At 59.4% G+C, this 23,086-nt stretch carries 25 protein-coding genes, 1 tRNA gene and 1 riboswitch; of the genes, 20 read left to right on the forward strand and 6 right to left on the reverse strand.

Translation table 11 applies throughout. The annotated features are described in order from the left end of the window. The 14 genes from GSVR_RS14345 (at window position 1) to GSVR_RS14410 (ending at window position 15,616) form a co-directional block, all read left to right on the forward strand. Window positions 1-3,150, forward strand: a complete 3,150-nt coding sequence (locus GSVR_RS14345) for a type I restriction endonuclease subunit R (protein WP_173201655.1) — start codon at window positions 1-3, stop codon at window positions 3,148-3,150. A 34-nt stretch (window positions 3,151-3,184) separates the two neighbouring features. Further along, on the forward strand, window positions 3,185-3,811 hold the full coding sequence (locus GSVR_RS14350; RefSeq protein ID WP_173201654.1) for a hypothetical protein: 627 nt from the start codon (window positions 3,185-3,187) through the stop codon (window positions 3,809-3,811). A 133-nt stretch (window positions 3,812-3,944) separates the two neighbouring features. Then, window positions 3,945-4,700, forward strand: a complete 756-nt coding sequence (locus GSVR_RS14355; protein WP_203978681.1) for a GIY-YIG nuclease family protein — start codon at window positions 3,945-3,947, stop codon at window positions 4,698-4,700. A gap of 217 nt (window positions 4,701-4,917) precedes the next feature. Beyond that, window positions 4,918-4,990 (forward strand) — tRNA-Thr (locus tag GSVR_RS14360). 319 nt (window positions 4,991-5,309) lie between these two features. Continuing rightward, complete coding sequence (locus tag GSVR_RS14365; protein ID WP_173201653.1) at window positions 5,310-7,424, forward strand: catalase; 2,115 nt, start codon at window positions 5,310-5,312, stop codon at window positions 7,422-7,424. A 303-nt stretch (window positions 7,425-7,727) separates the two neighbouring features. After that, window positions 7,728-8,252: a shikimate kinase gene (locus tag GSVR_RS14370; protein WP_173201652.1), complete on the forward strand. Its 525-nt coding sequence runs from the start codon at window positions 7,728-7,730 to the stop codon at window positions 8,250-8,252. A 13-nt stretch (window positions 8,253-8,265) separates the two neighbouring features. Next, entirely contained in the window at window positions 8,266-8,607 is a 342-nt protein-coding gene (locus GSVR_RS14375; RefSeq protein WP_173201651.1) for an HIT family protein, read from the forward strand. Between the two features lie 61 nt (window positions 8,608-8,668). After that, window positions 8,669-9,202, forward strand: a complete 534-nt coding sequence (locus GSVR_RS14380; protein ID WP_173201650.1) for a M48 family metallopeptidase — start codon at window positions 8,669-8,671, stop codon at window positions 9,200-9,202. Then, window positions 9,199-9,768 (forward strand): flavodoxin family protein, encoded by a 570-nt coding sequence (locus GSVR_RS14385; RefSeq protein ID WP_173201649.1) that lies wholly within the window; start codon window positions 9,199-9,201, stop codon window positions 9,766-9,768. Before GSVR_RS14380 ends, GSVR_RS14385 begins: the two co-directional genes overlap by 4 nt. 108 nt (window positions 9,769-9,876) lie before the next feature. Continuing rightward, a riboswitch (cyclic di-GMP riboswitch) is annotated at window positions 9,877-9,953 on the forward strand. Window positions 9,954-10,032: 79 nt separating this feature from the next. Further along, on the forward strand, window positions 10,033-11,301 hold the full coding sequence (locus tag GSVR_RS14390; protein ID WP_173201648.1) for a cation:proton antiporter: 1,269 nt from the start codon (window positions 10,033-10,035) through the stop codon (window positions 11,299-11,301). After that, window positions 11,282-12,409 carry a YbdK family carboxylate-amine ligase gene (locus GSVR_RS14395; RefSeq protein WP_173201647.1) on the forward strand — a complete coding sequence of 376 codons (1,128 nt, stop codon included), beginning with the start codon at window positions 11,282-11,284 and terminating at the stop codon, window positions 12,407-12,409. The genes GSVR_RS14390 and GSVR_RS14395 overlap by 20 nt, the downstream gene beginning before the upstream one ends. After that, on the forward strand, window positions 12,406-13,194 hold the full coding sequence (locus GSVR_RS14400) for a gamma-glutamyl-gamma-aminobutyrate hydrolase family protein (protein ID WP_203978682.1): 789 nt from the start codon (window positions 12,406-12,408) through the stop codon (window positions 13,192-13,194). The genes GSVR_RS14395 and GSVR_RS14400 overlap by 4 nt, the downstream gene beginning before the upstream one ends. A 63-nt stretch (window positions 13,195-13,257) precedes the next feature. Beyond that, window positions 13,258-13,845: a TMEM175 family protein gene (locus GSVR_RS14405; protein WP_173201646.1), complete on the forward strand. Its 588-nt coding sequence runs from the start codon at window positions 13,258-13,260 to the stop codon at window positions 13,843-13,845. A 202-nt stretch (window positions 13,846-14,047) separates the two neighbouring features. Next, complete coding sequence (locus GSVR_RS14410; protein WP_173201645.1) at window positions 14,048-15,616, forward strand: ATP-binding protein; 1,569 nt, start codon at window positions 14,048-14,050, stop codon at window positions 15,614-15,616. On the opposite strand, the gene GSVR_RS14415 is transcribed toward GSVR_RS14410, so the two are convergent. Then, window positions 15,582-15,962, reverse strand: coding sequence for a response regulator (locus tag GSVR_RS14415; protein WP_239077337.1), 381 nt, complete (start codon window positions 15,960-15,962; stop codon window positions 15,582-15,584). The genes GSVR_RS14410 and GSVR_RS14415 overlap by 35 nt on opposite strands. A gap of 169 nt (window positions 15,963-16,131) precedes the next feature. On the opposite strand from GSVR_RS14415, the gene GSVR_RS14420 reads away from it, so the two are divergent. The 5 genes from GSVR_RS14420 to GSVR_RS14440 all read left to right on the forward strand — a co-directional run bounded on the left by GSVR_RS14420 (window position 16,132) and on the right by GSVR_RS14440 (window position 18,666). Beyond that, window positions 16,132-16,806, forward strand: coding sequence for a methyltransferase (locus GSVR_RS14420; RefSeq protein WP_173201683.1), 675 nt, complete (start codon window positions 16,132-16,134; stop codon window positions 16,804-16,806). Next, window positions 16,803-17,048, forward strand: a complete 246-nt coding sequence (locus GSVR_RS14425; RefSeq protein ID WP_173201644.1) for a YheU family protein — start codon at window positions 16,803-16,805, stop codon at window positions 17,046-17,048. Before GSVR_RS14420 ends, GSVR_RS14425 begins: the two co-directional genes overlap by 4 nt. A gap of 70 nt (window positions 17,049-17,118) precedes the next feature. Then, complete coding sequence (locus GSVR_RS14430; RefSeq protein ID WP_173201643.1) at window positions 17,119-17,496, forward strand: hypothetical protein; 378 nt, start codon at window positions 17,119-17,121, stop codon at window positions 17,494-17,496. A 26-nt stretch (window positions 17,497-17,522) separates the two neighbouring features. After that, the gene (locus GSVR_RS14435; protein WP_173201642.1) at window positions 17,523-18,344 is read left to right on the forward strand and encodes a nitroreductase family protein; all 822 of its coding nucleotides are present in this window, start codon (window positions 17,523-17,525) and stop codon (window positions 18,342-18,344) included. Between the two features lie 40 nt (window positions 18,345-18,384). Beyond that, window positions 18,385-18,666 (forward strand): hypothetical protein, encoded by a 282-nt coding sequence (locus tag GSVR_RS14440; RefSeq protein WP_173201641.1) that lies wholly within the window; start codon window positions 18,385-18,387, stop codon window positions 18,664-18,666. Window positions 18,667-18,677: 11 nt separating this feature from the next. Here GSVR_RS14440 and GSVR_RS14445 read toward each other — a convergent pair whose 3' ends face one another. Both GSVR_RS14445 and GSVR_RS14450 read right to left on the reverse strand, forming a co-directional pair. Beyond that, entirely contained in the window at window positions 18,678-18,878 is a 201-nt protein-coding gene (locus GSVR_RS14445) for a hypothetical protein (protein WP_173201640.1), read from the reverse strand. 327 nt (window positions 18,879-19,205) lie between these two features. Then, window positions 19,206-19,652, reverse strand: a complete 447-nt coding sequence (locus tag GSVR_RS14450; RefSeq protein WP_173201639.1) for an NfeD family protein — start codon at window positions 19,650-19,652, stop codon at window positions 19,206-19,208. A gap of 128 nt (window positions 19,653-19,780) precedes the next feature. Between GSVR_RS14450 and GSVR_RS14455 the strand changes: the two genes are divergently transcribed. Then, window positions 19,781-19,972, forward strand: coding sequence for a hypothetical protein (locus GSVR_RS14455; RefSeq protein ID WP_173201638.1), 192 nt, complete (start codon window positions 19,781-19,783; stop codon window positions 19,970-19,972). Window positions 19,973-20,058: 86 nt separating this feature from the next. Here GSVR_RS14455 and GSVR_RS14460 read toward each other — a convergent pair whose 3' ends face one another. From GSVR_RS14460 to GSVR_RS14470, 3 genes are all read right to left on the reverse strand, one after another. Then, complete coding sequence (locus GSVR_RS14460) at window positions 20,059-21,195, reverse strand: ATP-binding protein (RefSeq protein WP_173201637.1); 1,137 nt, start codon at window positions 21,193-21,195, stop codon at window positions 20,059-20,061. A gap of 143 nt (window positions 21,196-21,338) precedes the next feature. Continuing rightward, window positions 21,339-22,187, reverse strand: a complete 849-nt coding sequence (gene lipA / locus GSVR_RS14465) for a lipoyl synthase (RefSeq protein ID WP_173201636.1) — start codon at window positions 22,185-22,187, stop codon at window positions 21,339-21,341. Beyond that, a complete protein-coding gene (locus GSVR_RS14470; protein ID WP_173201635.1) occupies window positions 22,184-23,005 on the reverse strand; it encodes a lipoate--protein ligase family protein in 822 nt (273 codons plus the stop codon). Before GSVR_RS14470 ends, lipA begins: the two co-directional genes overlap by 4 nt. Window positions 23,006-23,086 lie beyond the last annotated feature (81 nt).

Here is a 23,086-nt window from a genome sequence, read left to right on the forward strand (position 1 = left end):
ATGACGAAAATTGATGAAAATAAACTCGAACAACTCTGTCTCGCATGGTTTCAGGATGCAGGGTGGAGTTTCCTCAATGGGACTGATATCGCCCACGATGGTGAAATTCCGGAACGGTGCGACTACCAGCAAACGATCCTGACTGGCCGCCTGATCGCCGCTCTTCAGAGGATCAACCCCCACATCCCGCTGCCCTCCCTTGAAGAAGCCGCCCAGGCCATCTCCAAACCCAAATCCCCGGTGCTGATCCATAACAACCGCACCTTCCACAAACTCCTCCTCGAAGGGGTAGCGGTCGACTACCGCGATGGCGACGAAACCAGGACCGACCATGTTCAACTGATCGACTTCCACAATGTGGAGAAGAACGAGTTCCTGGTCGTCAACCAGTACACCATTCAGGGGAGCAGGCAACTACGCCGCCCCGATATCGTCGTATTCATCAACGGCCTGCCGATCGCAGTGATCGAGCTGAAGAACCCCGCCGACATCAACGCAGACGTCTGGAAGGCCTACGACCAGCTACAAACCTACAAGGATGAAACTCCCGATCTCTTTGTCTGCAACGAAGCGCTGGTGGTTTCCGACGGCCTGACGGCGCGGATCGGCTCGTTGACTGCCAGCAAGGAGCGTTTTCTCCCCTGGCGCACGATCCGGAACGAGGACGACAAGCCGCTACTGGAATACGAACTGGAAAAGGTGGTCAAGGGCTTCTTCGACCGCGAACTGCTCCTCGACTACCTGCGCTATTTCATCATCTTCGAGCAGGACGACGGCAATATCAACAAGAAGATTGCCGGGTACCACCAATTCCACGCTGTACGCGAGGCGGTGCGGGTGACGCTGATTGCCTCTGCTCCCATTGAATCAGAACGGGTGGCAGAGGCACGTGCCACTTATGGCCGCGAGGTGCAGCCCGGCTCGCGCAAGGCCGGTGTGGTCTGGCATACCCAGGGTTCGGGCAAGAGCATCACCATGTGCTGCTATGCCGGCAAGCTGTTGCAACAGCCGGAGATGAACAACCCCACCATTGTCGTTGTCACCGACCGCAACGATCTGGATGGCCAGCTCTTTGCCACCTTCTGCAACGCCCAGGAGTTGCTGCGTCAGACGCCGGTGCAGGCCGACAGCCGCGAGGAATTGCGTGAATTGCTGGCGGCGCGGCAGTCGGGCGGGATCATCTTTACCACCGTGCAAAAGTTCTCGCTGGTGAACGATGAAGAGGCGCATCCGGCCTTGAGCACGCGCAGCAACATCGTGGTTATCAGCGACGAGGCGCACCGCAGCCAGTATGGCTTTAAGGCCAAGCTCGACACCAAAACCGGCGCCTATATCTACGGGTACGCAAAGCATATGCGCGATGCCATCCCCAACGCCTCGTTTATCGGCTTCACCGGCACGCCGATCTCCACCGAGGACAAGGACACCCGCGCCGTCTTCGGCGGCTATGTCAGCATCTACGACATTCAAGATGCAGTGGACGACGGGGCCACGGTGCCGATCTACTACGAGTCGCGCCTGGCCAAGCTCGACATCAACCGCGCCGAGATCGAGGAACTGAACAATGATGTAGAGGAAGTCATCGAGGACGAGGAAGACGTCACCCTCCGCGAGCGCACAAAGAGCAAATGGGCCGCATTAGAGAAGTTGGTGGGGTCCAAGCCGCGCCTGAAGGAGGTGGCCGAGGATCTGGTGCAGCATTTCGAGGCGCGTACGGCAGTGGTTGAGGGGAAGGGAATGATCGTATGCATGAGCCGTGAGATCTGCGTACATCTCTACAACGAGCTGATCAAGCTGCGGCCGGAGTGGCACGATCCTGACCCAGAAAAGGGGACACTAAAGATTGTTATGACAGGCTCTGCCGCCGACGTGGCGCTGCTGAAGCCGCATATTTACAATGCATCTACGAAGAAGCGTTTTGAGCGGCGCTTCAAGGCCCCCAAAGACGATCTCAAACTGGTGATAGTGCGTGATATGTGGCTGACCGGCTTCGACTGCCCGAGCTGTCACACCATATACGTCGACAAGCCGATGCAGGGCCACAACCTGATGCAGGCCATCGCCCGCGTCAACAGGGTCTTCAAGGACAAGCCAGGCGGGCTGGTGGTGGATTACATCGGAATCGCCAACGAATTGAAACAGGCGCTCAAAGTCTACGTCAACTCCCAAGGGAAAGGGACGCCGACCCTGCAGGCGGAAGAAGCGCTAACGTTGCTGATGGAGAGGTTGGACGTGGTGCGGGGGCTATTTCACGGCTTCGACTACAGCGATTACAAGACTCGTGCCCATCATATCCTCATCCTGGCAGCCAACCACATCCTGGGGGTCAGGGACGGCAAGAAGCGCTTCCTCGACGCCATGGCGGCCATCACCCGCGCCTTCTCCCTCTGCGGTACGCTTGATGAGGCGGAACCGTTGCGTAAGGAGATCGCCTTCTTTGCCGCCATCCGCGCTGCAATAGTGAAGCATACTACCGTTGACATCAAACTGACCGAGGAACAGAAGAACAGTGCCCTGAAGCAGATCTTGGACAATGCGGTTATCGCCGAAGGTGTGACGGACGTCTTTGCCCTAGCGGGGCTGGACAAGCCGAATATCGCACTGTTGTCGGATGAGTTTCTGGAAGACGTTCGCAATATGAAGAGCCGTAATCTTGCGCTGGAGCTGTTGGAAAAGCTTCTACGTGACACAATCAAGGCGCGCACCCACAACAATGTGGTGCTGGAACAGAAATTCAGCGAACGCCTGCTGGCAACGCTGAATCGTTACCACGCTCGTGCCGTTGAGACAGCTCAGGTGATCGAAGAGCTGATCCAGATGGCTAAGGACTTCCAGCAGGCGATCAAACGGGATGAGGAGTTGGGGCTGCCCCCGGATGAAGTCGCTTTCTACGACGCTCTGGCAAATAATGAGAGCGCTGTGCGGGAACTGGGGGATGACATCCTCAAGAAGATCGCAGTGGAGATCACAGAGAAGCTCCGCGAGAGCACATCCGTCGATTGGCAGGTGCGCGAGAGCGTGCGTGCGAAGCTGCGGAACCTGGTGCGTCGGACGTTGCGGAAGTGGAAATATCCACCGGATAAGCAGGATGATGCGGTGGAGTTGGTGTTGAAACAGGCGGAGGCGCTGTGTGTGGGGTGGACTGCTTAGCTACAGCAACAAACCGAGGTTTTGGAGGTACATCATGGTATGTGTGCCAAAATCAATATCTGGCAAAGGTCGTGTATGCAAAGCAGGCGGACCTTGTCCATGTGTTCCCGGAAGTAAAAACTCAATTGCCGAAATTGTTGATTGTTATAATACACGAAAATGCTCTGAAACTGAGGAGGAAGCTTTTTATAAAGCCCTTCCTTTAAAAGGTGCCATAGCTGCAGCTGCGATGGCTGTTTTACCTGGCAACAAAAAGCATCCACACCAGTATAGGATACCAAATATAACTTTAAAGGCATGGGTAAAAGCTATATTTGCACAAGAATGTATAATCAAAAGTTGCAAGAGTTTTGATGAACTTCTCAGCTTACTTGAAGCACAGCGTCTCAAGGGTATCGGAGCCCTTGCTATTTATGACACCGCCCTTCGGATCGGCTTTAGCAAAAACTTTTATCCAACGCTCATTTACCTTCATGCGGGCACCGCTGTCGGTGCAGCTCAAGTGGCAAACATACGTGGCAAGCAGACGCTTGACAGGAGTGAACTCCCTCCTCCATTTAAGGCTTTAAAACCTCACGAAGTAGAAGACTGTCTCTGCATCTGCAAACGACAGCTTCAGTGGCTGAAGAATAATGGATGCCCCTCTCGCGTGGCAGATTGAGTTGTGGTTTTTCTCGCACAGGAGCCCGACATGTCCTCTTCCCCTCTCCCCTTCTCAATAAAAATCTTCCTCCCCGACGGCACCCCGGAAGGTCTGAAGATCGTCGAAAAATCCAACTGGACCGGCTGCGGGGTTGTCTTTCAGCGGGCAACGTTTCCAGCGCGCAAGCAACGCGAGGAATTCAATCGGACTGGCGTCTATGTTCTTGTCGGACCGGCGGATGAAGGGGATTTACCCACCATCTATATTCGGCGAAGGCGATCCGGTAAAACCGAGGCTGGAACAGCATTACGCCAAAAGGGATTTCTGGACCTGGGGCGTGTTCTTCACCGCCAAAGACGGCAGCCTCAACAAGGCTCATGTGCAGCACCTGGAAACACGTCTGGTACACCTAGCAAAAGAGGCGAAGCGGGCAACGCTGGACAATGGCAATATTCCGCAACTTCCGGCGCTGTCAGAGGCGGAACGGGCCGATGTGGAGAGCTTCCTGACCGACATACTGAGCATCTTGCCCCTGATCGGTCTGTCTGCGTTCGAAAAACCCGTTTCGACCTCGAAAGTGGGCAAGCTGAGACTTGAAGGAAAAGGGATCAAAGCTACAGGGTACGAATCGCCACAAGGTTTTGTAGTCCTCCAGGGTTCACAGGCAGTTTTCGGGGAAACGCCATCAATACATGCCTACATGAAGACATTACGTGCAGAACTGAGGACTAACGGCGTGCTTGTTGAGCAGAACGGCAGTTTCGTTTTTTCCCAGGATTATGCTTTCAACTCTCCGTCCACAGCGGCCGGAGTGGTGCTCGGCAGGGCCGCCAACGGCCGCATCGAATGGAAGGACGCCAGGAACAGAACTCTCAAAGAGATTCAGGAGCAACGAATAGCCGGCTAAGTGGACGCCGGAGGCCGGGATCGAACCGCTACACGTTACTATCTAGGGATTTTAAGTCCCTTGTGTCTAAGGACTGATGGTGCCTGACTCGAAATCGGGGGTAATTAAGCAGGAATATCCCGCGGCGCACTAGACTGGGGTCTAGTGGTCGCGATCACACAGTGTTCCACGCACACTCTACTGACGCATCGGATGCGGAAAGCGGTTGATACCTCGCAGCATTTTAGCTCAGATGGTAGAACACATCACTCGTAATGATGAGGCCTTCGGTTCGACTCCGATGAACGGTTGGGCTAACAGTCAGCACATCTCCCCAAATTACACACTACAAGCAACGGCCTTCTAAGCCGTAGGCCGCCGGTCCGAATCCTGCAAAACCGCCGGCAACATACCACCCACCCTACAAAACCGAGCCTCTCAACGCCTTGAGCCTATACCACGTTTCAAGGAGTGAAAGGCTTTGTCATATCCAACTCTCCTCAACAACCGGTGCCACTCCGGGTCAAACGACGCTAAGCCGATGCCTCGAATTGTGACCTGCTCTATTGTCGCTATACTTGAAAGAAGCCACACCTGCCAAGGCACTTCACCCAACCCAAGGAGATTTAAATGAAAGATAAGAAAACTATCGGTAACGTTGGGCATTCCAAAGGCAAAACAAGCTCCCCCGCCATCGGAGAGTCGCACCGAGGCACCGGGGACGAGCTGCATCAGATTGCCGGGAGAGAGCACCCCCAGCTCACCACCAATCAGGGAATAGCGGTTCCCGATAATCAGAACTCGCTCAGGGCCAATACCCGCGGTCCCACGCTGCTGGAGGATTTTATCCTGCGCGAGAAAATCATGCATTTCGACCACGAGCGTATTCCCGAGCGGATCGTGCATGCCCGGGGTACCGGAGTGCACGGATTTTTCGAGCTGACCGATTCGCTGCAGCAGTACACGACCGCAAAACTACTCACCGAAACAGGGGAAAAAACGCCGGTATTTGTCCGTTTCTCCACTGTGGCGGGCGGGGCCGGCTCGGTGGATACTCCCCGTGACGTGCGCGGGTTTGCGGTCAAGTTTTACACCAAGGAGGGCAACTGGGATCTGGTCAGCAACAATATCCCGGTCTTCTTCATCCAGGACGCCATCAAGTTCCCGGACCTAATTCATGCGGTGAAAATGGAACCGGACCGGGGCTTCCCCCAATCGGCCACGGCCCACGACACCTTCTGGGACTTCATTTCCCTGACCCCGGAATCGATGCACATGGTGATGTGGATCATGTCCGACCGCACCATCCCCCGCTCGCTGAGGATGATAGAAGGTTTCGGGGTGCACAGTTTCCGTCTGGTCAATCAGGCGGGAGAGTCGACCTTTGTCAAGTTTCACTGGCGGCCCAAGCTGGGTCTGCAGTCAACGGTCTGGGACGAGGCAATCAAGATCGCCGGAGCTGATCCGGACTTCCACCGTCGTGACATGTTCGAGGCCATTGAAGCGGGCAATTTCCCCGAGTGGGAATTCGGGGTTCAACTGTTCACGCAGGAGGAAGCGGACAAATTCCCCTTCGATCATTTGGACGCCACCAAGCTGATTCCGGAAGAACTGGTGCCCTTGCGGGTCATCGGCCGCCTGGTGCTGGACCGCTGGCCGAATAATTTCTTCGCCGAAACCGAACAGGTGGCCTTCTGCCCGGCCAATATCGTGCCCGGCATCGATTTCTCGAACGATCCGCTCCTGCAGGGGCGCCTGTTCTCCTATCTGGATACGCAGCTTTCGCGCCTGGGCTCCCCCAATTTCCACCAGATCCCGATCAACGCGCCCAAATGCCCGTTTGCCAACAACCAGCGCGACGGGCACATGCAGATGATGCAACCGGCCGGCCGGGTGGCCTACGAGCCCAATACCCTCTCCGGCACCTCGCCTCGCGAAACACCGGCCAGCGGCTTCCGCAGCGCCCGGGTCTCCGAAGCCGGCGACAAGGGGCGCATCCGGGCCGAAAGCTTTGCTGACCACTACAGCCAGGCACGACAGTTCTATCTCAGCCAAAGCGCGCCTGAGCAGACGCACATCGCCTCGGCGCTGGTATTCGAACTTTCAAAGGTCGACCACCGCCATGTGCGTGAGGCAATGATCGGCCATCTACGCCATATCGAGGAAGATCTGGCCAAACGGGTCGCCGCAGGGCTGGCCCTCGAACCCCTGCCCGAGGCCCCGGCGGCCGCAGCACCGGTGCAGAAGCTGCAGCCCTCTCCTGCACTGCAGATCATCGGCAAAATGAAAGACACGCTGATGGGGCGCGCCATCGGAATCCTGATCGCGGACGGTTCGGACGGCGCCGCTATCGAGAAGATTGTCAAGGCCGCAAAGGATGCCGGTGCCACCGTGAAAATCGTGGCCCCCAAAGTGGGGGGAGCGAAGCTTGCCGATGGTTCGATGCTGGCGGCTGACGGGCAACTGGCCGGGACGCCGTCGGTGCTGTTCGATGCGGTTGCGGTCATCCTGTCCGAACAAGGCGCCAAGGAGCTGACACGGGAAAGCGCTGCCGCAGACTTCGTGCACAATGCCTTCGGCCACCTCAAGGCCATTGCCGTTGACTCAGGGGGCCGGGAACTGCTGAAAACGGCCACTGTGGGACAGGATGCAGGAATCGTGGATGCGAACGATACAAAGGCATTCATAGCCGCAGCAAAAACGCGGCAATGGGAACGGGAACCATTGGTCCGGATAGTGCCGTGACCGTCGACCCCGCCGGATTGAGATAACATCTCGGCACCGTTCATGATTGGCGCGGATGCTGAACAAGCCTGATTTCCGGTTCGCCGGAAACGACAACCATCATTGAAACTGGGTACTCCGGCAGGGGTACTCAGTTTCTTTTTTGGGGGCTGTTCCAACGTTCAGGACCGTATCTGACGGGTTCAGCCCCGTTATCTGCCGTGGTTCCGGGCAAATCAGGCATTCCAAAGTTTTGCCATTCAGGGTAGGATGGCAGATCGACTACCGCGGGAGCCAGGTCGGCGTCCCGCTCAGGATCGAAACATGACAAACCCGCTTTCCAACCTGGTGCTGATCGGCATGCCGGGCGCCGGAAAAAGCACCGTAGGGGTGCTCCTCGCCAAGGAGACCTCGCGCTCCTTCACCGATACGGATCTGCTGATCCAGACCGCCCAGGGACGCCCGCTGCAGCACATCGTCGATACAGACGGCTACTTGGCCCTGCGCCGGATCGAGGAGGATATCCTGCTCGACCTCTCCCTCCGCGACCACGTGATCGCCACCGGTGGCAGCGCGGTCTACAGCGAGCGGGCCATGACCCACCTCAAGTCGCACGGCCTGCTGGTCTTCCTGGATGTGACCCTGGATACGCTGGGGCGCCGGGTACGCAATTTCGGCACCCGCGGCCTGGCGCGGCGACCGGACCAGAGCTTTGCCGAACTGTTCGAAGAACGCTTCGCCCTCTATACCCGCCATGCCGACATCACCGTCACATGCGACCACCTGACCCAGGAAGAGGTGTGCGACCGCATCATCGAGCAGGTCCGCAGCGAAAAACAGAACAAATGAGGAATGAGGGAACATGACCGAACCGTGTGATTTCTACTGCGACAAGATCCTGAGCGGGCTGCTGGAGGTGCCGGTGTACTTCCAGAATGAGCTGGTCTTTGCCTTTCACCATACCAACCCGCTCTGGGAACAGCATGTGGTGCTGCTCCCCAAGCGGCACGTCGCATCGCTGATCGATCTCGGGGAGGCGGACAACGAGTTGCTGCTGGAGCTGATGCGCGCCGCCAGGATGATTGCGCGAGACCTGATGGAGCGCTTCGGTGCGGCACGCGTCTATACCAACCTGGGGGAGTACCAGTCCTCGAAGCACCTCCACTGGCACATCGGCTGCGGAAAACAGCTGCGGCCGTACTAAGAACGTTATCCAAGGTTATTTACGGACACGTTTTAATCCGCACGGAAGGCAGACCACACCGATGCACGAGTTGAAATATCTGGCAGGCTATCCGGCGAAGATCATCGAGCAGGTACAACGGTTGATCACGGAGGACAAACTGGGGCAGATGCTGATGCGGAAATACCCTGCGTCCCACGACATCCGCACCGACAGGGCACTGTACAACTTTGCCATGGGGATAAAGAATGAATTTCTGCGCACCGCACAGCCGCTGAGCAAGGTCTCCTACGACGGCACGATGCATGTTGTCCAGCACGCCCTGGGGAGCCACACCTTCGTGTCCCGGCTGCAAGGCAGTAAACTCAAGGCCAAGCACGAAATCCGGGTGGCATCGGTCTTCCGGACAGCGCCGGCTGAATTCCTGAGGATGATCGTGGTACACGAGTTGGCGCACCTGAAAGAGAAGGAGCATAACCGGGCCTTTTACCGGCTGTGCGAACACATGGAGCCGGCCTATCAGCAGCTGGAATTCGATACCCGGCTGTATCTGACCCAGATGGAACGGGCACGACCTTTGCCTGAAGAAAAAATCACCACGGAGGATTTGCTATGAATATCGTCTGCCTGCTCGGAAGCCCGCGCCAAACGGGCAACAGCGCCGCCATCGCCAACCATTTTCTGGAGAGCGCCGCCAAACGGGGGGCCACCACCCGCACCTTTCTGCTGAACGAGCTCAGCTACCGCGGCTGCCAGGGCTGCTACGCCTGCAAGAAAAAGCTGGACCACTGCGTCCTGAACGACGACCTGACCGAGGTGTTGGAGACTATCAGAGCAGCCGATGCGGTGGTACTGGCCTCTCCGGTCTATTACGGCGACGTCACCGGCCAGTTGAAGTGCTTCATCGACCGCACCTATTCCTACCTCAAACCGGACTACATCACCAATGCGGAGCCGAGCCGGCTCACGCCCAAAAAGCTGGTGATGGTGTTCACCCAGGGGCATCCGGACGAGGCGCTCTTTGCCGATATCTTTCCCCGCTACAACCATTTCCTGGGCTGGATGGGGTTCACCGACGGCAGCCTGCTGCGGGCCTGCGGCGTTGGCCCTGACACCGGCGATGCCGCGCTCGACACGGTCCTGCGCGAAGCGGAAGAGCTGGCGGCCAGTCTGATGGCATGAACCACACGATTAATGATAGACAGATAACGAGCTGGTATCATTATGATTATTTTTTTTGACATTTACTCTCCGCGCGGTTAGATTCCCCTCCAGTTCGACATATGTGCTAGACGACAATACTCAACCACTCGCGAGGGTGGGGCGGAAAGCCTACAGGGTCTTCAACAGACAGCCGGGTTGCCGAAATATCACACGATATTCCGGGCCCGGCTTTTTTGTTGCCGAAAATCCATCATTCCGGCACAAGGCAAAAGGAGATTAGACATGACCTACCCGCTCGCGTTCCCCAGCAACCTGTTCCCTTCCCTGCCGCTGCCGATGAGCGGTGCCGCCCTGCTCGGCTTCGTGCTGGTGATCGGGCTGCTGGGAGGGCAACTGTTCCGCCGCGTGCTCAAGGTGCCGATCACCGGCTTCATCGTGACCGGCGTGCTGCTCGGCCCCAGCGGCTTCGACCTGATCATCCCCGAGATCCTGGACAGCATGCGCATCTTCGTGGATGTATCGGTCGGGCTGGTGCTGTTCGAGGCCGGCCGCCGGGTGGATCTGCACTGGCTGCGGCGGGAGCGCTGGCTCCTCTCCACCGGGGTGGCCGAAAGCCTGCTCTCCTTTAGCCTGATGTACCTCACCCTGACCTGGTTCGGGCTGAACCCGCTCCTGGCGGCCATGGGTTCCGCCATCGGCGTCTGCACCTCACCGGCGGTGCTGCTGCTGGTGTCCCGCAACCTGCGGGCCGAGGGGCAGGTGACGGAGCGGGCGCTTTCGCTGGTGGCCATCAACAGCGCCTTCGCCTTCTTCCTCTTCACCCTCACCCTCTCCTACCTGCATCTGGAACACACTACGGATCTCTATACCGTGGTGCTGCACCCCCTCTATCTGCTGGCCGGCTCGGTCGGGCTGAGCTGGATCATGGGGAGTGCCATGCTGAAGCTCTGCCGCTGGCTGGGGCGTCGCGAGGAGCTGCAGTTCATCCTGCTGGTAGGGGTGCTGCTGCTGACCACCGGTATCGCCAACCAGCTCAAGCTGCCGGTGCTGCTCGCGCCGCTGCTGCTGGGGATGATGTCCCGCGCCATGGACCGCGGCCGCTTCATGACTGCCGTGGATTTCGGCCCGGCCGGCCAGCTCTGCTTCGTGGTGCTGTTCGTGTACGCCGGCACCACCCTGACGCTTTTCCGGTTCGTGGATGTGCTCGGCGTTGCGGTGGCCTTCATCGCTGTCCGCTTTGCGGCCAAATCGGCGGTGGTGCTGCTGCTCTCGCGCCTCAGCGGCCTGAAGATGAAGCAGGCCGGGCTGCTGTGCGTATCGCTGCTGCCCATGTCCGGGGTGGCGATCGTGATGGTGCAGAGCGCGGCCGCGCTCTATCCCGACGTCGGCACCCGGCTCTCCACGGTCATCCTGGCTGCGGTGGCCATTCTCGACCTGATCGGGCCGCTGGCGGCCCAGCTTTCTCTCAAACTGGCCGGCGAAGCCAGCCCTTGCGTAACGGAACCCAAGACGATATTCACGAGGAGGTCGGATGAGACTGCCGGAATTTAAAAGCTCGCAACCGCTCAGCATGGGGGTGGAGTTGGAGCTCCAGATCCTCAACAGCCGCGATTACAATTTAGTGCGGGGCGCCTCGGACCTGCTGGCCTTTCTGGAAAGCACGCCCCACCCTGGGGAGGTCAAGCCGGAGATGACCGAGAGCATGATCGAGGTCAACAGCAGCGTGCACCACAGCTACGCTACGCTGGTGGATGAGCTGGTGGAGATCCGCGACGTGATCACCCGCCAGGCGGACCGCCTGAACCTGCGGATCGCCGGCGGCGGCGCCCACCCCTTCCAGATGTGGAGCGACCAGCGTATCTATTCCACCCCCCGTTTCAATCACCTTTCGGAGCTGTACGGGTATCTGGCCAAGCAGTTCACGGTATTCGGCCAGCACATCCACATCGGCTGCGAAAACGGCGATCAGGCGCTCTACCTGACCCATCTCCTGTCGCGCTTCATACCCCATTTCATCGCCCTGTCCGCCTCATCCCCCTTTTCCCAGGGGGTGGACACCTCCTTCGACTCCTCCCGGCTGACCGCCGTGAACGCCTTTCCGCTCAGCGGCCGGGCGCCGATGGTGACGACCTGGGAGGACTTCAACGATTATTTCGACAAGATGACGAGCTATCGCATCGTGGAGAGCATGAAGGACTTCTACTGGGACATCCGACCCAAACCGGAGTACGGTACCATCGAGATCCGGGTATGCGACACGCCGCTCACGGTGCACAAGGCAGCGGCCATTGCCGCCTATGCCCAGGCATTGGCCCGCTACCTGATCATGGAGCACCCGCTGGAGATTTCCGAGGACGTCTACCTGATGTACAACTACAACCGCTTCCAGGCCTGCCGTTTCGGCCTGGACGGCAATTTCATCGACCCCTACACCAAGGAGCACAAAAGCCTGCGCAGCGATATCCTGGAAACCCTGGCCAGCCTCGCCCCCCACAGTGTGGCGCTGGAATCGGAGCTACCGCTGGCGGAACTGCGGGAGGGGGTGGTCAAGGGGCACAACGACAGCGCCTGGTTGCGCGGGGCGTTGCGGGAAACCGATTCCCTAAACGAGGTGGTCCGGCTGCAAAGCACGCGATGGATGGGTTGGAGCATGCAATGACGATGGCCGACGGCCTGCGGCCGCTACGGATCGGCATTTCGGCCCGTTTTTTCCGGCGGGCGCCGATCGAATCGGGGCTGAAGGATAAGTCGCTGCTCTACCTGGAACAGTCCATGGCCCATTGGCTCATGATCCGCGAGGCGCTGCCGCTGATGATCCCGTCCCTGGGAGCAACGGCCGGCCTTACGGCGGAACGCTATGCCCAGGGGCTGGACGGTTTGGTACTGCAGGGAGGAGTTGACCTTTCCCCGTTGATGTACGGCGAAACACCGCTCGCCCCTGACTGCTGCGGCGATCCGGCACGGGATGCCTACGAGTTGGAGCTCCTGAAGGCTTTTATCGCCCGGGGCAAGCCGGTGCTGGGCATCTGCCGCGGCGCCCAGCTCATCAACGTAGCCCTGGGAGGGAGCCTGTTCCAGGACATCCCGACCCAACTGCCCGGCGCCCTGTCCCACCGCGACCCGGAGCTGTTCGACCGGCTGCGCCACGAGGTGTTCCTGGAACCGGGTTCCCGACTGGCCCACCTCTATCCGGACGCCGGGCGGATACGTACCAACTCATTGCATCACCAGGCGGTCAAACGGCTGGGTAATGGGCTGACAGTGGAGGCCGTCGCTGCCGACGGGGTGATCGAGGCCATCCGCTGGAACGGGCCGAGTTACCTCTTCGGGGTGCAGTGGCACCCGGAGTTCCACCCACCGGACGAACCGGGGCTGCTGAACGGGGAGCCGATCCTGACCGATTTCCTGGAGGCCGCGCGCTCCCCCTGCACGGCCACTGTTTGACCTCGACCGGCCCATACCCTACAATCGTTACAAGAGATGAACGGGATCAGAGGGGCGCGGGCCATGGGCAAGAACCGACTGGAAGCGTTCAGCGACGGCGTGTTGGCCATCATCATCACCATCATGGTGCTGGAAATGAAGGTACCGCACGGCTCCGGGGCTGCTGCCCTGTATCCGCTGCTGCCGGTGTTTCTAAGCTACGTGCTCAGCTTCGTATATCTCGCCATCTACTGGAACAACCACCATCACATGCTGCACACCGTTCACGGTGTGACCGGCCGCATCCTGTGGGCCAACCTGCATCCGCTGTTCTGGCTGTCGCTGTTCCCCTTCGTTACCGGCTGGGTCGGGCAGAACCACTTCGCCTCCGCACCGCTGGCGCTCTACGGGGTGGTGCTGCTTCTGGCCGCCATTGCCTACTTCATCCTGCAGCAGACCATCATTGCCAGCCAGGGAGCCGGTTCACTTCTGGCCAGGGCCATCGGCCGCGACCTCAAGGGCAAGGCCTCCCCCATCCTCTACGCCCTCGCAATTCCGGCGGCCTTCTACAAACCCTGGATCTCCGGCGGCATCTACGTGTTTGTCGCGCTCATGTGGCTGGTGCCGGACCGCCGGATCGAACGGATACTGGATAGCGGTACGCACCCGTGACCGCTCCATCCGGCACATCGGCTGCGGCTCCCGGATCACACTCGCCAACAGCCGGAAAGGGGAGCTTCACCGGCGACACTCCCCTTGTCTCATCCCCGAAAAACGGAGCAATAAATCAGTATCAGTCATGCTACCATCGGACGACACCCAAAAGCGGAAAGCGGTGCCGGATTCGGTGACGGCACTCCGGGAATGACAGGCCATGCGTATCGGCGATACACGTAAAACGGAACGATTCAGGCATCACCATGCGCTTTACGAGGAGCGGATCCTGGCCGAGCAGGTGCGGCAAATCTACGCCCTCGCCCCACTGGGCGCTCTGGCCACTGCCATCAACTCCATGATCGTCTTCTTTGTCATGAAGGATGTCATGCGGCCAAGCCTGCTCGTTCCCTGGCTGTCCCTCGTTTTGATCATTACCATTCTCAGGTTGGGCTTGGTGCTCTGGTTTCGCCGGGTGGCCCCGGAGCCTGACGCTGTCACTCCATGGGCGACGCGGTTCCTCGTCGGCCTGTTTCTGGTCGGACTTGCCTGGGGAGGCATCGGCTTTTTTTCGTTTTCAGGGTTTTCGCTGGCACACCAAGTCTTCATCGCCTTTGTGCTCGGCGGCATGGCTGCAGGAGCATCTTCGACTTTCTCGATGATCAGGCCCGGCTACGCTACGTTTACCATCCCCGCCCTGGCGCCGCTCGCCGTGCATTTCCTGCTGATCAACGATCCCTTCCACTATGCCATGGGTGCCATGGTCTCTCTGTTTGTGCTGCTGCTCTGGAGAATATCCCGGCACAACTACTCCATCAACAGCAGGTCGCTGCGTCTCAGATTCGAAAATATCGAGATGATTGCGAGCCTGAAAACAGCCAACGAACGGGTGGAAACACTCAATACCCGGCTGCTGTCCGAGATCGAGGCAAAACACCGAGCTGAAACGGGCCTCAGAATCCAACACGAGGCCCTGGAAAGGACCGTTGAGGAACGGACGAGCGAGCTGGTGAGCACCAATGAGCAGCTGACAGCGGCCAAGCTGGCTGCCGAGGCGGCCAATGTCGCCAAGAGCGAGTTTCTCGTCAACATGAGCCATGAGATGCGCACACCATTGGCAGGCACCCTGGGGATGATCGATCTGGTACTGGAGATGGAGATCGGGGACGAAGAGCGACATTTGCTGCAGACGTCACGGCGCTCCGCTGATTCTCTGCTGCGGATCATCTCCGATCTGCTGGATTTTTCCCGGCTGGAAGCCGGAGTCATGAGGTTCGAGGAGGAGGTGTTCGATACCGAAGAGGTGGTAAGGACGGCGGTCGAAGTGGTTTCACTTTCCGCTGCCGAAAAGGGGATAGACCTCTCGTGGCGGATCGAGGAGACGGTGCCGCACAGCATGACGGGTGACAGAGGACGACTACGCCAGGTGCTGGTCAATCTGCTGGGCAACTCGGTCAAATTCACCGAAGCCGGCCGGGTGGAGGTGGCTGTTCGGGAGTGGTGCGATGCCGGAGGCAGATTCTTCCTGTTCTGCGTCAGCGATACCGGTGTCGGGATCGCGCCTCTTGAACTGGAGGAGATCTTCGGCACATTCACCCAGATCGACTCTTCCCTCACCAGGCGGCATGGCGGTACCGGACTCGGCCTTGCCCTTGCCCGGCAGATAGTTGAGACGTGGGGTGGGAAGGTCTGGGCCGAAAGCCGCGTCGGCGCGGGGAGCACCTTTTATTTCACCGTTCCGTTGACCGCCCCGATCACTCCTGCCGGGCCTGAGCATACCGGGAGATAAGCGACAGCAGCTCATTGAAAATGATCGGCTTGGATATGTAATCGTCCATTCCCGATTGGAGGCATTGGTTCCTGTCCTTTGCCATGGCATGGGCGGTCATGGCAATAATGGCCACATGTCCCCCCCGGTCCCGCTCCTTCTGCCGAATGATGCGGGTCGCCTCCAGTCCGTCCAGATCAGGCATCTGGACGTCCATCAGTATCACCTGGTACTCCCCGTTTTCCCAGGCTTCCACCGCACTTCGCCCGTCCGCCACCAGGCTGCAGGGTATGTTGCGCCGGGACAGAAGAGTGCTCAACAACTGCCGCATCGTAGCATCGTCCTCGGCAACCAGAATCTTCATCATCACCTCCAGGAGTGGCCTTCGGCAGGCCCGTTGATAGTGTAACATCTCCCCGTCGACTGTGCCATCAGGAGTGCGGCACCTCGCGGAGCACAATCCGTTTGACCTGGCCTTCCTCATCACGTACAAGAAGATGGCCATCCCAATGAAAACTCAGGAGGCCTGGACCGCCGTGGACCGCTCGTCGCGTAACCGTTTGACCGACAAACTGCTGGACCGATTCAGCGGAGATACGCTGTTCGATGCCATTGCCCGGGCAGTCTGCCATGCCGGTTGTCTGCCGCGCAAGGAGCTGTACGAGGCCTGGGAGATGGCCCGCCGGGTGCGGCGACGTTTCAGGGGGGGCAGGATCGTCGACTTGGCCTGCGGCCATGGTCTGCTGGCCCAGGTCCTGCTGCTGCTCGACGAAACCTCCCCGGCCGGCTTGGCCGTGGACCGGCGGATTCCTCAGAGTGCGGCAGCACTGGCAGCCTCCCTGGCAGAAGCCTGGCCTCGGCTGCGGGAACGTATGCGGTTCGAGCAGGCCGATCTGTCCGAGGTGGCGCTGCAGCATGATGATCTGATCGTCTCGGCCCATGCCTGCGGCGGTCTGACCGATCTGATCATCGATCGGGCAGTGGCAGCCGGAGCCCGAGTGGCAGTGCTCCCCTGCTGCCACGATCTTCGGGGTGCCGACCTGGGAGGTCTGGAGGGGTGGCTGGACGGCCCGCTGGCCATGGATGCGGCGCGGGTGGCCCGGCTGCGTTGTGCCGGCTACCGGGTCCATACCCAGCTGATCCCCGGGGATATCACCCCCAAAAACAGACTGCTGCTGGCGGAACCGGCAAAGGAGTGCACCAGGGTATGACGCGGACAACTCAGAACGACCGGCATGAAGAGGGGATCGAAGTGCCTTGGGAGCGGATCGATCCGGACACGCTGTATAACATGGTCAGCGAGTTCGTGACACGGGAGTGGGAAGAGAGCGGTGATGTCAGCCATACCCTTGAACAGAAGATCGGGCAGGTACTGGGGGAACTGCGGCATAAGCGTGCCAGGGTGGTATTCGATGCGGTATCGGAGAGTTGCAACATTGTGGCGTGTCGATAAGCGGATGACCGCTCTTCCGGCTATACTGTTACGTATGACCCCGACAGGCACTGAAAAGGGGGAATGACCGATGGCAAAAGGATACGTGGCCAACCGGGAACGGCTGGAGGAGATCGCCGGTTTCGGCAAGGGGATCGGCAAGCGGGCCGGGTTCGCCTGCGAGTGGTGCGGCGGCAAGGATGATCTGCGGGTCTGGGATCAGCGCCCCGACCTGCCCCCTGGCATGGAAACGCTGGCATTGCTGTGCCTGCGCTGCCGGGGTTGGGCTGACGGGCGACAGGTGGAGCCGCGGGAGCTGCGCGCGATCCGTGACGCCCTGTGGAGCGATGTACCGGCAGTGGCCGAAGGCGCTGCGCGGGTGCTGTCCCGCTGCCGGGAGCCGTGGGTACGGGAGGCCATCGAAGAGAGCTTCATCGATGAGACGGTCAAGACCGAGCTGCTGAAATAGCAGTTTACTGCCGAAGGGAGAAGGAAATGCTCAAGTTCACGATAGATACCGGGAAATGCATCCGCTGCGGCCAGTGCGCAGCTGACTGTCCCACCCGCATCATCACCACCAGCGACGGTCTGCCGGCCATCCCGGCGGAAAAGGAAGCGGCCTGCTACCGGTGCCAGCACTGCCTGGCGATCTGCCCCACCGCTGCGCTCTCGATCCTGGGGCGGCTGCCGGAGGCGAGCCGGCCTCTGGCAGGGGCGTATCCCGATCCGGACAACCTGGAGACCCTGATCAAGGGACGCCGCTCGGTGCGGCTCTATCTGGACGAGAACCTGGAACCGGCCCTGTTGCAGCGGCTGCTGGAGGTGGCCTGGCATGCCCCCACCGGGATCAACTCCCGTCAGGTCCGTCTGACCGTGGTGGATGACCGTGACAAGCTGGCTGCTTTCCGCGAACAGATCATGGCGGGCCTGAGCCGGCTGGTGCGCGATGGGGAACTGCCCGAGGGGCTGGGATTTTTCGCTGATTTCGTCCGGCTGTGGGAGGACAAGGGGGTTGATACGCTGTTTCGGGGGGCGCCGCATTTCCTGGTGGCCTCGGCCCCGCAGGAGGTGGTTTCACCCCTGCCCGACTGTCTGATCGCGCTCTCCTACTTCGAGCTGTTCGCTCAGGCCAACGGCGTTGGCACGGTCTGGGACGGCCTGGCAAAAATAGCCATCGACACCCTGCTGCCGGAAACCCGCCAAATCCTCGGCATTCCGGAAGATCACCTGATCGGCTATGCCATGGCCTTCGGCCGGCCGGCGGTCAGCTATGCCCGCACCGTACAGCACGGCCCGGCGCTGATCCATCGCATCTAAGCGGCCTTTGCACCATCTCCGCGAAAACCGGAGGTAACGAATGTACGCCTGCGCGCTCCTGCTCTCGATCGTCCTGGTAAACATCACGCTGTTCATGATCCTGATACGGCTGCATCTCAAACACGGGGAATTCTTCAGGCGGTTGGTGTCAGGCGATCTCTACGGTCACAGCGGCATCCTGACCAACATGTCGGAATTCATTCTGAACGGAAAATACGCCGAAATGAACGACCGGCTTCTCACCACGTTCTGCCGGGCATTCGTACTGTCGCTTCTGCTGTCATTGACGGTAATGGTGGTGACGTTTCTGCACTATGCCTGACGGGACGCCGGTTACCAGTTGTCGAGCACCCGGCTGTTGAGTGCATCCTTGAGTTCCTGCCTCAATTTGAGAAGCATGGCCCGCTCTTCACCATAGCTGTGATTGATGCTCTCGGTAAGCTGGGAATGCAGTTTGCTCATCTTGCTGCGATCCCCGATCGCGGCTCTGAGTTCCCGGCGCAGGGCAGGAATGCATACCGTTGAGGTCGTCATGTGGCACCGCCTTTATCTGTGTGATTGAATAATCGTTCCCGGCTGCCGGCCTTCCGGAGCGCGCGCCCTGAAAAAAACAAAAACCCGCCTTTTCTTCCAAAAGGCAGGTTCGTGAACTTCGACCACATGCGGCATTACTTCTACCGCTTCCACGCCCCCTCTTCCCGGGCAGGGCAGGTGGCTTTGCGTTATCCGGGTCCCCCGGATTTTGCCTTTTTGGTGAGACCGTATTCTCTTTTCGATCGCCTAGAATGCCTGATTATTCACCCATGTCAACAAAAAGCAGCAGACTTTGCCGCCTTTCTTTTCCGGTGCCTGCCAAGACTGTCATATCCTGTTGACCCTGAGAATCTGCCCCTCCATATCCTCGACCCTCACCGTGTCATCGAGCCGCAGCGCCTCGTCGGAGTAGCAGACCCATTCTTCGGCACCCGACACGGGGATGCGGAGTCTGACGATCCACCGGCCGGTGCCGCCGTCGGCCCGGCGGACGATGATACCGGTTTCTCCGACAACCCCCTCCCTGAAAATCCCGGCGTTGACGCGGTTATTCTTGGGTTTCAGGTATTTGAACCACATCAGGGAAAAGCTGATCGAAGCTGCCGCCCAGAGCAGAATCTGGCCCACAGCCGGAAAGCCGGGCCAGAATGCCTTCAGCACTCCGACTGCCAGTGCACCAATGCCGAACCAGATGATCGTGAATGAGGGAATGACCAGTTCCAGGCCGATCAGACAAAAACCGGCAATGATCCAGTACCACCATTCGAGTTGCATGACCGGAATCTCTCCCAGAAGTCGTGGTTATGTGCCATGACCGCAGTGTAGCATGTCACGGGCGATTGGCAAATAAACGTTGCAGAAGCCGGTCTGCCTGCGGCATAGTACGTTACAGGGAGGATGTAATGGATATCGTCAACGTGGCAGGCGCAGCTCAGATGATGAAAATCTCACAGACCCGGCAGGTCCTGGCTACCACCCTGATGAAACAAGCGGCCGACCAGCAGTCGCAGATCGCCACTCTGCTGGAGCAAAATGCCCAGCAACAATCCCCGCCCACCGGCGACCCTGAGTTCAGCTTCTCGACATACGCCTGACCTCCGGTTTACACCTCTCTCCCCGGACCGTCTCCCCCCTGCCACATGCGCCCGCTGACACCCCTGATGCTGCTCTTTCGCCCCTTTCATTCGAGATCGGCCGGGATGTTCAACGTGAAAAGGGTACCGGTTTCCGGCGAAGATGAAAAACCTATCTTTCCCTTCAGAAAACGTTCTGCCAGCAATTTCATGGAATAGGTGCCGAACCCCCTGCCGGTTCCGTTCTTGGTGCTGAAGTGACGCTTGAACAACCTCTGGGACACCTCTTCGGGCACATATCGCTCGCTCCACACCGTAAAAATCTTTCCGCAGCCATCATCTTCAAACGACAATCGCACCTCGCCCGCCTCTTCCGTGGCTTCAAAGGCATTTTTAAGCATATTGACCAGGACGCGGTAGAGGATGGTGAGATCGCTCTTCAGGGTCAACCCGGCCACATCATCCGGCAGTTTCAGTATTTTTCCGACGGCAACCGGATTTGAGGCGAAAAAGTGTGCAATTTCGTCGATGACCGTACTCAGCTCAAGGGTCTGCAGGTCGGGTTTATAGTCGATCCGGTTGGCATTGCTGAGAAGCTTCTGGAGCTTGATTTCGCGGTATAACCTCGTTAACAGCAGTTTCAAGGGCTTCGCGACCGCCTGATGCTCATCGGCCAGCCTTCTTTCCACGACGAATGACGTTGCCAGCAATCCGCTGATGATGTTGTTGATGTCGTGAAAGAACACCTGTTCCAGCGCTGTGCGCCATTCGCGGTCGGTAATGTCCTGCATGAACAAAAACAGGAGATCCTGACCCTGCACCGCAACCGGATACGATCGCACCTTCAGACAGAGATCATAGGTGCAGTCCTGGCCTGCAACGGTTACGACACACTTCATTTCATTGCCAGACTCCCGGTTCAGACCGCACAGGACGGCGTGGGCGACCCCGCAGGTGGAGCACTGTTCGTTTGCTCCATCGCAACAGCCGGGATTTCCGATGGCATTGATACATTTGATGGCCTCTCCGGGACACTGACCGATAAAGGAATGCTTGTCCCCGATTCCGAACATCTGAAGAAACGCGGCATTGGCCTCCAGAATCTGCCCCTGCTCATTGAGAACGATCAGGCCGTCCCTTACCATCGTCATCATATGGCTGACCAGGAAATCGTTTCTCACCAGTGCTGATTGGCGGTACAGGGCCGATTCGGCGGGATTCGCTGAAGCATGTTCGGTTTCCATGAAGACCTCGGGAGGAAAGGATTAACAGCCGGCAACGGGGGGCGAAGCGCCATAGGTCCGGCTTCATCTGCCAGCCATCACGATCTGTCATTGAAGCAGAACAACAGGTGCCACTGTACGTGGCGGCAACACCGCCAGTCCATTCAGTCAGCAGCGTACTCTGCGGCATGGTAAGAGCTGCGCACATAGGGTCCGCTCTCCACATGGGCGAACCCGAGCGCGAGAGCTGCCAGCCGCAGCTTCTCGAACCGGTCGGGATGGACGTACTCCTGGACCGGGTAGTGCCGCCGGCTGGGGGCCAGATACTGGCCGATGCTGAGAAAGGTGCAGCCGACCCGCCGCAGGTCGCCCAGCACCTGCAGTACCTCCTGCTCCTCTTCCCCCATTCCCAGCATGATGCCCGATTTGCGCCCGATCAGCGGCCCCAGCTCGGCGCACAGGCGCAGCACCTCCAGCGAGCGGAGATAATCGGCGCCGCTGCGGATATGGTACAATCGCGGCACGGTCTCCACATTATGGGCGATGATGTCGGGGCGCGCTGCGACAACGGTCTCCAGGCTGGCGCGACTGCCCTGGAAATCCGGCACCAGCAGTTCAATCCGGGTGGAGGACGATGCGGTGCGGATGGCGGCCACCGTGGCGGCATACAGGCCGGCCCCACCATCGGCCAGATCGTCGCGGGTGGGACTGGTGATCACCACATGGGAGAGCTTGAGCCGGCTGGCCGCCTCGGCCACTCTGCCCGGCTCGTTGCTGTCAACCGGCAGCGGTGTCGTTTTTTCCACGTTGCAGAAGGAACAGAGACGGGTGCAGTGTTTGCCGAGGATCAGGAAGGTGGCCTGGCCGCAGGAAAAGCATTCCGAGATGTTGGGGCAGAGTGCCTGCTGGCAGACCGTGTTCAGCCGCAGCTCCCCCAGCAGCAGCCGCATTTCGGCCTGCTGGCCGGGATTGACCCGCTTCTGCAGCCACTCCGGTTTCCGCTGGATGTTCATTGTTCTGCTCCCTCCAGATTCCAAGCTTCTCGAGCATATTTCAGCGGCACCAGTCCCTGTGCAGCCTGTGACTCCTGCGCCGAGAGCGTCCCGCAGCGCAGATCGATCTCGAACGTATCGGCAAAGGCGGCTGCCAGCCGATCGCCGAGACCCGGCAGATCGGCCGCCACGCCGCACTCGGCCAGGGCGGTCACCCCCGCCGCTAGATGGGGCGTATTGTCCCGCATGTAGCAGAGCCCTGTTGACGCCCGATTCAGCAGGGGAATCGAACCGTGCTGGAAAATGATCCCTTTTGTGCGGCGCTGAGCGTTGCCGCCGATCTTGCAGCCATTGACCAGGATATCGAAGGTTTCTCGGCCGGCAAAACAGAAGGGGGTGCGCTCCCCCAACCGGGTGCCTTCAGGCGCCGTGTCTACGGCATAGTCCGCCTCAAGCCCGAGCCCGCGATAGAAGGTCAGCAGGAAGCCGGTCAGTACGCGAAAGGAATCCTTCACCGACGAGGCGGGGGGGATCTGGTACGGAGCGCAGACCAGCGAATAGGTCAGCTCGTCGGTGTGATAGATCGTGCCACCGCCGGTGATCCGCCGCACCACCGCTACTCCGTCGGCCCGACAACGCTCCAGGTTGAGCGCCTCGTCCGCCTTCTGAAAGCGCCCCAGAGACAGGGCTGGAGGGGACCAGCGGTACAGCCGCAGCACCGGCAGCGACGTGCCGGGATCGAAGCAGCTCAACAGCGCTTCATCGATGGCCATGTTATCCGCACCTGGAAGCGGTTCGCTGAGGATCAGGCGCCAGGGTATGGTGGTGTGATCGGTCATGAGGTGTTCTCGCTCTGTTCCTTCTCTTCGTACCCCTGTCCCCTTTAGCCCCTATGGTCCTCTTATCCTGGAAGGGGAACG

It is taken from the genome of Geobacter sp. SVR, from assembly GCF_016865365.1.
GTDB lineage: Bacteria > Desulfobacterota > Desulfuromonadia > Geobacterales > Pseudopelobacteraceae > Pelotalea.

Bases quoted from the DNA above. Each gene is read 5' to 3' on its own strand.
- GSVR_RS14345 (WP_173201655.1), top strand. From the start codon at position 1: ATGACGAAAATTGATGAAAATAAACTCGAACAACTCTGTCTCGCATGG.
- GSVR_RS14350 (WP_173201654.1), top strand. From the start codon at position 3,185: ATGGTATGTGTGCCAAAATCAATATCTGGCAAAGGTCGTGTATGCAAA.
- GSVR_RS14365 (WP_173201653.1), top strand. From the start codon at position 5,310: ATGAAAGATAAGAAAACTATCGGTAACGTTGGGCATTCCAAAGGCAAA.
- GSVR_RS14370 (WP_173201652.1), top strand. From the start codon at position 7,728: ATGACAAACCCGCTTTCCAACCTGGTGCTGATCGGCATGCCGGGCGCC.
- GSVR_RS14375 (WP_173201651.1), top strand. From the start codon at position 8,266: ATGACCGAACCGTGTGATTTCTACTGCGACAAGATCCTGAGCGGGCTG.
- GSVR_RS14380 (WP_173201650.1), top strand. From the start codon at position 8,669: ATGCACGAGTTGAAATATCTGGCAGGCTATCCGGCGAAGATCATCGAG.
- GSVR_RS14385 (WP_173201649.1), top strand. From the start codon at position 9,199: ATGAATATCGTCTGCCTGCTCGGAAGCCCGCGCCAAACGGGCAACAGC.
- GSVR_RS14390 (WP_173201648.1), top strand. From the start codon at position 10,033: ATGACCTACCCGCTCGCGTTCCCCAGCAACCTGTTCCCTTCCCTGCCG.
- GSVR_RS14395 (WP_173201647.1), top strand. From the start codon at position 11,282: ATGAGACTGCCGGAATTTAAAAGCTCGCAACCGCTCAGCATGGGGGTG.
- GSVR_RS14400 (WP_203978682.1), top strand. From the start codon at position 12,406: ATGACGATGGCCGACGGCCTGCGGCCGCTACGGATCGGCATTTCGGCC.
- GSVR_RS14405 (WP_173201646.1), top strand. From the start codon at position 13,258: ATGGGCAAGAACCGACTGGAAGCGTTCAGCGACGGCGTGTTGGCCATC.
- GSVR_RS14410 (WP_173201645.1), top strand. From the start codon at position 14,048: ATGCGTATCGGCGATACACGTAAAACGGAACGATTCAGGCATCACCAT.
- GSVR_RS14415 (WP_239077337.1), bottom strand. From the start codon at position 15,962: ATGATGAAGATTCTGGTTGCCGAGGACGATGCTACGATGCGGCAGTTG.
- GSVR_RS14425 (WP_173201644.1), top strand. From the start codon at position 16,803: ATGACGCGGACAACTCAGAACGACCGGCATGAAGAGGGGATCGAAGTG.
- GSVR_RS14430 (WP_173201643.1), top strand. From the start codon at position 17,119: ATGGCAAAAGGATACGTGGCCAACCGGGAACGGCTGGAGGAGATCGCC.
- GSVR_RS14435 (WP_173201642.1), top strand. From the start codon at position 17,523: ATGCTCAAGTTCACGATAGATACCGGGAAATGCATCCGCTGCGGCCAG.
- GSVR_RS14440 (WP_173201641.1), top strand. From the start codon at position 18,385: ATGTACGCCTGCGCGCTCCTGCTCTCGATCGTCCTGGTAAACATCACG.
- GSVR_RS14445 (WP_173201640.1), bottom strand. From the start codon at position 18,878: ATGACGACCTCAACGGTATGCATTCCTGCCCTGCGCCGGGAACTCAGA.
- GSVR_RS14450 (WP_173201639.1), bottom strand. From the start codon at position 19,652: ATGCAACTCGAATGGTGGTACTGGATCATTGCCGGTTTTTGTCTGATC.
- GSVR_RS14455 (WP_173201638.1), top strand. From the start codon at position 19,781: ATGGATATCGTCAACGTGGCAGGCGCAGCTCAGATGATGAAAATCTCA.
- GSVR_RS14460 (WP_173201637.1), bottom strand. From the start codon at position 21,195: ATGGAAACCGAACATGCTTCAGCGAATCCCGCCGAATCGGCCCTGTAC.
- lipA (WP_173201636.1), bottom strand. From the start codon at position 22,187: ATGAACATCCAGCGGAAACCGGAGTGGCTGCAGAAGCGGGTCAATCCC.
- GSVR_RS14470 (WP_173201635.1), bottom strand. From the start codon at position 23,005: ATGACCGATCACACCACCATACCCTGGCGCCTGATCCTCAGCGAACCG.